Below are 7,251 nucleotides of genomic sequence, written 5' to 3' on the forward strand. Positions count from 1 at the left end.
GCGCGATTGCTGCGCTCTTATTGCGCATTCTCACAAAAATTAACAAAATTGTCCGATCTGACCTGCCTTTATCATCGTAAGGTGTAACGGACGCTAATTTTTGACTGGAGTAACGATGTTAACACTTGATGCCACCAAAACCGCGCTTGTCGTGATCGATTTACAGGAAGGTATCCTGCCGTTCGCCGGTGGCCCGCATACCGCGGCAGATGTAGTCAGCCGCAGCGCCCGTCTTGCGGATAAATATCGCGCCAACGGATCGCCGGTGGTGATGGTGCGCGTTGGCTGGTCAGCCGACTTCGCCGAAGCGCTGAAACAGCCTGTGGATGCCACAGCCCCTGCCGCCGCGCTGCCTGCAAACTGGTGGACCTACCCTGAAACGCTTGGCAAACAGGATAGCGATATCGAAGTCACCAAACGCCAGTGGGGCGCGTTTTACGGCACCGATCTGGAGCTGCAGCTACGCCGTCGCGGGATCGACACCATTATCCTGTGCGGTATTTCCACGAACATCGGCGTGGAATCCACCGCGCGTAACGCATGGGAACTGGGCTTTAACCTGGTCATTGCAGAAGACGCATGCAGTGCTGCTTCCGCGGATCAGCATCAGGGCAGCATGACCCATATCTTCCCGCGTATTGGTCGCGTGCGCAGCACCGACGAGATTTTACACGCGTTATGATCTATCTGGGTCTTCCCCAATGGTCGCACCCGAAATGGGTGCGCCTTGGCATTACCAGCCTTGAAGAGTATGCCCGCCATTTTAACTGCGTGGAGGGCAATACCACGCTGTACGCCCTGCCCCGCGCGGAAATCGTCGCGCGCTGGCGCGAGCAGACCACCGACGATTTCCGCTTTTGCTTTAAATTCCCGGCCACCATTTCTCACCAGGCAGCGCTGCGCCAGTGCGGGGATTTAACCGAAGAGTTTTTCGAGCGGATGTCGCCGCTGGACAACCGCATCGGTCAGTACTGGCTGCAACTCCCGGCCACCTTCGGCCCGCGCGATCTGCCTGCGCTGTGGCATTTTCTCGACGCTCTGCCGCGCGAATTCACCTACGGTGTGGAAGTCCGTCATCCGGAATTTTTCAGCAAAGGCGAGGCGGAAAAAACCCTTAATCGTGGGCTGCACGCGCGCAGTGTGAATCGGGTGATCCTCGACAGCCGCCCTGTTCATAGCGCCGTCCCGCACAGCGAAGCCATAATCGATGCCCAGCGCAAAAAACCGAAAGTGCCGGTGCATGCGGTGGTCACGGCGAACAACCCGATGGTGCGGTTTATCGGTAGCGACAACATGCAGCAAAATCGCGAGATGTTCGCCGTGTGGCTGCAAACGTTGCCAAAGTGGGAGCAAACGACGACGCCCTATCTTTTCCTGCATACGCCGGATATCGCCCAGGCGCCTGAACTGGTCGATGTTCTTTGGCAAGCCTTGCTGGCTGCGGTTCCGTCCGTCGGCCCTGCGCCTTCCATCCCACAACAATCTTCTCTTTTCTGACATCAGCCCCTATCATAGAAGTGCCATCTGCCAAAAACAGGGAGTTTGTATGGTCAGCGCACTGTACGCGGTGTTAGGTGCATTATTACTGATTAAGTTTTCGTTTGATGTTGTGCGCCTGAGAATGCAGTACCGCGTCTCTTACGGTGACGGTGGGTTTTCAGAGTTACAAAGCGCCATCCGCATTCATGGTAATGCGGTGGAATATATCCCCATTGCACTGATCCTGCTGCTCTTAATGGAGATGGACGGCGCGGAAACCTGGATGGTTCACGTCTGCGGCTTGCTGCTGATTGCCGGACGCCTGATGCATTATTACGGTTTTCACCACCGCCTGTTCCGCTGGCGTCGTTCCGGCATGAGCGCAACCTGGTGTTCGCTTTTGCTGATGGTGCTGGCTAACCTTTGGTATATGCCGTGGGAGTTGGTTTTCTCTTTCCATTAGCGCACAATACGCCACTTTATTTTTCCCGGATTTTTACGTTATGTCTGATCGCGACACGCTTTTTTCCGCGCCTATCGCCAGTCTGGGCGACTGGACCTTTGATGAACGGGTAGCCGAAGTCTTCCCGGATATGATCCAGCGCTCTGTTCCAGGTTATTCCAATATTATCTCTATGATCGGCATGCTGGCTGAACGCTTCGTTCAACCCGGTACGCAGGTCTATGACCTGGGTTGTTCACTGGGCGCCGCGACGCTGTCCGTTCGCCGTAATGTGCATCACGAAGGCTGCAAAATCGTTGCCGTCGATAACTCCCCCGCGATGGTGGAACGCTGCCGTCGTCATCTTGATGCCTATAAAGCGCCCACGCCTGTCGACGTCATCGAAGGCGATATCCGCGATATCGAGATCGAAAACGCCTCCATGGTGGTACTGAATTTTACCCTGCAGTTCCTTGTGCCCGAAGATCGCCAGTTGTTGCTGGACAAAATTTACAAGGGGCTGAATCCCGGCGGCGCGCTGGTGTTGTCGGAAAAATTCAGTTTTGAAGACGCGAAGGTCGGCGAGCTGCTGTTTAACATGCATCACGACTTTAAACGCGCTAACGGCTATAGCGAGCTGGAAATCAGTCAAAAGCGCAGCATGCTGGAAAATGTAATGCTCACCGACTCCGTCGAAGCACACAAAGCGCGCCTGCATGACGCCGGTTTTGAGCACAGCGAGCTGTGGTTCCAGTGCTTTAACTTTGGTTCCCTGGTGGCACTGAAAGGGGACAACGCATGATCGACTTCAGTAATTTTTATCAGCTTATCGCCAAAAACCATCTTTCCCACTGGCTGGAAACCCTGCCTGCGCAGGTGGCCGCCTGGCAGCGCGACTCCCTGCACGGTCAGTTTAAGCAGTGGAGCAATGCCGTTGAGTTTTTGCCGGACATGACGCCCTACAAACTGGATCTGCTGCACAGCGTGACAGCTGAAAGCGCCGAGCCATTGAGCGAAGGCCAGCTGCTGCGTCTTGAAAAGCTGTTGCGTAATCTGATGCCATGGCGTAAAGGCCCCTTCTCCCTTTATGGTCTGAACATTAATACCGAATGGCGTTCCGACTGGAAGTGGGATCGCGTTCTGCCCCATCTGTCTGATTTGACCGGTCGCACTATTCTGGATGTGGGCTGCGGGAGTGGCTATCACCTGTGGCGCATGATTGGCGCGGGGGCACATCTGGCGGTCGGTATCGATCCGATGCAGCTGTTTCTGTGTCAGTTTGAAGCGGTGCGCAAATTGCTGGGCAACGATCAGCGCGCGCACGTTCTGCCGCTGGGCATTGAGCAACTCCCTGCCCTGAACGCGTTTGATACCGTCTTCTCGATGGGCGTGCTGTATCACCGCCGCTCGCCGCTGGAGCATCTGTGGCAGCTGAAAGATCAGCTGGTCAGCGGTGGCGAACTGGTGCTGGAGACGCTGGTAATCGAGGGTGACGAAAACGCAGTACTGGTGCCGGGCGATCGCTACGCGCAGATGCGTAACGTCTATTTCATTCCATCCGCGCTGGCGCTGAAGAACTGGCTGGCGAAGTGTGGCTTTGTCGATATCCGCATTGTGGATGTGTGCGTGACCTCCACCGAAGAGCAGCGTCGCACAGAATGGCTGACCACCGAGTCGCTGGCAGAATTCCTCGACCCGAACGACAGCAGCAAAACCATCGAAGGGTATCCCGCGCCGATGCGTGCAGTCTTGATCGCAACGAAGCCGTAATGTCCCTGGCGAAACAGGTGCACTACCTTTCCTCAAGACACAGTTCAAGGCCCGGCAGCGCCGCTGGGCTTAAAATATAAAAGTGAAAAAAAGGCCCCTGTTGAAATTGCAGGGGCCTGGTACAAGCAAGCATCATATTGGGCGACATGATGCGCGGTAAAAATCGTTGCTACACGTGAAACTGGTCAATCATGGATTTCATTACCGCAACCGACTCTCCATCTACGCTGTAGCGGGAGTACTCATCCGCTTCGGCATCTGTCGACATTGACAATCCTGTATTGCGATATCGCATAGGCGAAGGCGTCCACTTGCCTGCTGAGCTGTGAAGCTCTTCTACCCCTGCGTTTAAAAACGTTTTCAGATTGCTGGCTCGAACACCAGCACCTGCCATTATTATTGGAACACCGGAATGCCCTTTTAGTTCCATAATTAATTGCAGTCCTTTTTCCGCCGTTGATTGCTGGCCGGATGTCAGGATACGTGCAACGCCCAATTCTGCTAATTTTTCAAAAGCTTGAATGGGATTTTTACACATATCAAACGCGCGATGGAAAGTCACCGCCATCCCTTTTGCTGCCGCCATAATCTGTCGCATACGCGGCATATCGACATTTGCGTCTTCATCAAGCAAACCGATCACCAGACCAGGGAAGCCCAGCTCGCGAACCCGGACGACGTCTTCCAGCATGGCGTCAAACTCACCCGCCGAATAACAAAAATCACCGCCGCGTGGGCGAATGATGGGGTGAACGGGGATCGTCACCGCCTCGCGAACGGACTTCAGCACACCGTATGACGGGGTTAATCCGCCCTCTTTCGGTGCCGCGCACAGTTCAACGCGATCGGCCCCGTTTTGTTGCGCAGTCACAGCACACTCCATGCTGTAACAACAGATCTCCAGTAGCGCCACACTTCCTCCTAAAATCCACGGTAATAGACCATCATGCCACGCCGCCCGAGGGCGGACTTAGCGTGAGTTCACACTCTTTTGCGGCTTACTCTTCGCTGGCGACAATTTGCTCGATCGTCCAGGGATGGAATTTCACCGTCACTTTGCCGTCGGTGACCGCCAGCGTCGGATTTGGCAGACGTTCGCGCTCCCCTTTAGGTGAGCTGGTTTTCACGAAAATACCCGGCTGGCTCAGGCCGTCGTCAGACAGCAGCGCCAGTGCGCGCGCATTCAGGGTTTCAGGATCGCCCGGCAGCACGATTTCGATGTGCTCCCAGCCCTCAATCGGATAGCGTTTTTCGCCCGGCCAGGGTAATTCGACCACGCTGAACTGCCAGTGTGCCACGCAGACCGGCTGATGGAGTTTAAACAGACAAATGGGACGCCCGTTGATCACGTTTTCGGACAGCAGCTCACCGCACTGCTCAAATCCACGACGCCAGCGCTCCGCCGTCGCATTCTGATGGCAGCGCAGGGAAATGTGATCGGCGTCGAGCGGGGCAATATCCAGCCCCAGACGGGTGGCAAGTTCTGTGAACGCCTGGGTGAAACGCGGTAAATCTGCGGAAATATCATGCAGTTCATCAATGGAGTGCCAGTTCGTCATCAGCGGTTCTCTTATCCTGTCGCAAAGCCGCTAATTTACTCTGTTGGATGCCTGCAACCAACCGCAGATTTCACGATTTTCCGGCTGCATGCTTATGCACTATTTCATCGCCTGTTTTCTGAGCGCTCTTCAGCCTGCGCAATGCTGACGCCAGAGGGCATTTGCAGTATACTTCGGCCCTAAATTCTCAAACTGGTGCGGGTTGCAACTCCCCCGCAGCAAAAAAGTAAGGTATCCAGGTGAATATTCAGGCTCTTCTCTCCGAAAAAGTCAGTCAGGCACTGATTGCCGCAGGTGCGCCTGCGGATTGCGAACCGCAGGTTCGTCAGTCAGCAAAAGTACAGTTTGGCGACTATCAGGCTAATGGCGTGATGGCAGTGGCTAAAAAACTGGGCATGCCGCCGCGACAACTCGCTGAGCTGGTACTGACTCATCTGGACCTCAACGGCATTGCCAACAAGGTTGAGATTGCAGGTCCAGGCTTTATCAACATTTTCCTCGATCCGGCCTTCCTCGCCGGTCACATTGACGCGGCGCTGAAATCTGACCGTCTGGGTGTAACTCAGCCGCAAGCACAAACCATCGTTGTCGATTACTCTGCGCCAAACGTGGCAAAAGAGATGCACGTCGGTCACCTGCGCTCCACCATCATCGGCGATGCCGCTGTGCGCACCCTGGAGTTCCTGGGCCATAAAGTGATTCGCGCGAACCACGTTGGCGACTGGGGTACCCAGTTCGGAATGCTGATTGCCTACCTTGAAAAGCAGCAGCAGGAAAATGCGGGCGAAATGGCGCTGGCGGATCTGGAAGGTTTCTACCGTGAAGCCAAAAAACATTACGACGAAGATGAAGCTTTCGCCGAGCGCGCACGTAGCTATGTGGTGAAACTCCAGGGCGGCGACGCCTACTTCCGCGAAATGTGGCGCAAGCTGGTTGACATTACTATGTCCCAAAACCAGATCACCTATGACCGTCTGAACGTCACCCTGACCCGCGACGACGTGATGGGCGAAAGCCTTTATAACCCCATGCTGCCGGGCATCGTGGCCGATCTGAAAGCCAAAAATCTGGCGGTCGAGAGCGAAGGCGCAACGGTTGTGTTCCTTGATGAGTATAAAAACAAGGAAGGCGAACCGATGGGCGTGATCATCCAGAAAAAGGATGGCGGCTATCTCTACACCACAACGGATATCGCCTGTGCGAAATACCGTTACGAAACGCTGCATGCGGATCGCGTGCTGTACTACATCGATTCCCGTCAGCACCAGCACCTGATGCAGGCGTGGACCATCGTGCGTAAAGCCGGTTATGTGCCTGATTCGGTTCCGCTGGAACACCACATGTTCGGCATGATGCTGGGTAAAGACGGCAAGCCGTTCAAAACCCGCGCCGGGGGGACCGTTAAACTCTCCGATCTGCTGGATGAAGCGCTGGAACGCGCCCGCCGTCTGGTGGCCGAGAAGAACCCGGATATGCCAGCCGACGAGCTGGAAAAACTGGCGACTGCCGTCGGTATCGGCGCGGTGAAATACGCGGATCTGTCCAAAAACCGTACCACCGATTACATCTTCGACTGGGACAACATGCTGGCCTTTGAAGGCAACACGGCGCCATACATGCAGTATGCTTACACCCGTGTACTGTCTGTGTTCCGTAAAGCCGACATTGATGAAAGCGCGCTGGCAAATGCGACCGTGGTTATCAATGAAGATCGCGAAGCGCAGCTGGCTGCCCGTCTGCTGCAGTTTGAAGAGACGCTGGCGGTGGTTGCCCGTGAAGGCACACCGCACGTCATGTGTGCATACCTGTACGATCTGGCGGGCCTGTTCTCAGGCTTCTATGAGCACTGCCCTATCCTCTCCGCCGAAAGTGAAGCGATCCGCAACAGCCGTCTGAAACTGGCGCAGCTGACCGCGAAGACGCTGAAGCTGGGGCTGGATACTCTCGGGATCGAAACCGTCGAGCGTATGTAATACAGAAACAAAAAACCCGGCAATTGCC

The 7,251-nt window shown here is 55.3% G+C and carries 8 protein-coding genes; 6 read left to right on the forward strand and 2 right to left on the reverse strand.

Annotated features, from left to right (window positions below):
* Positions 1-115: 115 nt before the first annotated feature.
* From ETG88_RS21435 to cmoB, 5 genes are read left to right on the forward strand one after another with little or no spacing between them, the layout of a single operon-like run.
* Positions 116-682 carry a hydrolase gene (locus ETG88_RS21435; RefSeq protein WP_129036347.1) on the forward strand — a complete coding sequence of 189 codons (567 nt, stop codon included), beginning with the start codon at positions 116-118 and terminating at the stop codon, positions 680-682.
* Positions 679-1,497 (forward strand): DUF72 domain-containing protein, encoded by an 819-nt coding sequence (locus ETG88_RS21440; RefSeq protein WP_129036348.1) that lies wholly within the window; start codon positions 679-681, stop codon positions 1,495-1,497. The genes ETG88_RS21435 and ETG88_RS21440 overlap by 4 nt, the downstream gene beginning before the upstream one ends.
* A 49-nt stretch (positions 1,498-1,546) precedes the next feature.
* Positions 1,547-1,942: an MAPEG family protein gene (locus tag ETG88_RS21445; protein WP_100779772.1), complete on the forward strand. Its 396-nt coding sequence runs from the start codon at positions 1,547-1,549 to the stop codon at positions 1,940-1,942.
* Between the two features lie 40 nt (positions 1,943-1,982).
* The gene (gene cmoA / locus ETG88_RS21450) at positions 1,983-2,723 is read left to right on the forward strand and encodes a carboxy-S-adenosyl-L-methionine synthase CmoA (RefSeq protein WP_129036349.1); all 741 of its coding nucleotides are present in this window, start codon (positions 1,983-1,985) and stop codon (positions 2,721-2,723) included.
* Positions 2,720-3,691 carry a tRNA 5-methoxyuridine(34)/uridine 5-oxyacetic acid(34) synthase CmoB gene (gene cmoB / locus ETG88_RS21455; RefSeq protein ID WP_129036350.1) on the forward strand — a complete coding sequence of 324 codons (972 nt, stop codon included), beginning with the start codon at positions 2,720-2,722 and terminating at the stop codon, positions 3,689-3,691. Before cmoA ends, cmoB begins: the two co-directional genes overlap by 4 nt.
* Positions 3,692-3,860: 169 nt before the next feature.
* Here cmoB and cutC read toward each other — a convergent pair whose 3' ends face one another.
* A complete protein-coding gene (gene cutC / locus ETG88_RS21460; RefSeq protein WP_129036351.1) occupies positions 3,861-4,604 on the reverse strand; it encodes a copper homeostasis protein CutC in 744 nt (247 codons plus the stop codon).
* Between the two features lie 85 nt (positions 4,605-4,689).
* Complete coding sequence (locus tag ETG88_RS21465) at positions 4,690-5,250, reverse strand: VOC family protein (protein WP_102103989.1); 561 nt, start codon at positions 5,248-5,250, stop codon at positions 4,690-4,692.
* A 239-nt stretch (positions 5,251-5,489) separates the two neighbouring features.
* On the opposite strand from ETG88_RS21465, the gene argS reads away from it, so the two are divergent.
* Entirely contained in the window at positions 5,490-7,223 is a 1,734-nt protein-coding gene (argS, locus tag ETG88_RS21470; RefSeq protein ID WP_100779767.1) for an arginine--tRNA ligase, read from the forward strand.
* Positions 7,224-7,251: the final 28 nt, after the last annotated feature.

Origin of the sequence: Lelliottia nimipressuralis, assembly GCF_004115925.1 — a bacterium.
GTDB classification, from domain to species: Bacteria; Pseudomonadota; Gammaproteobacteria; order Enterobacterales; family Enterobacteriaceae; genus Enterobacter; species Enterobacter nimipressuralis.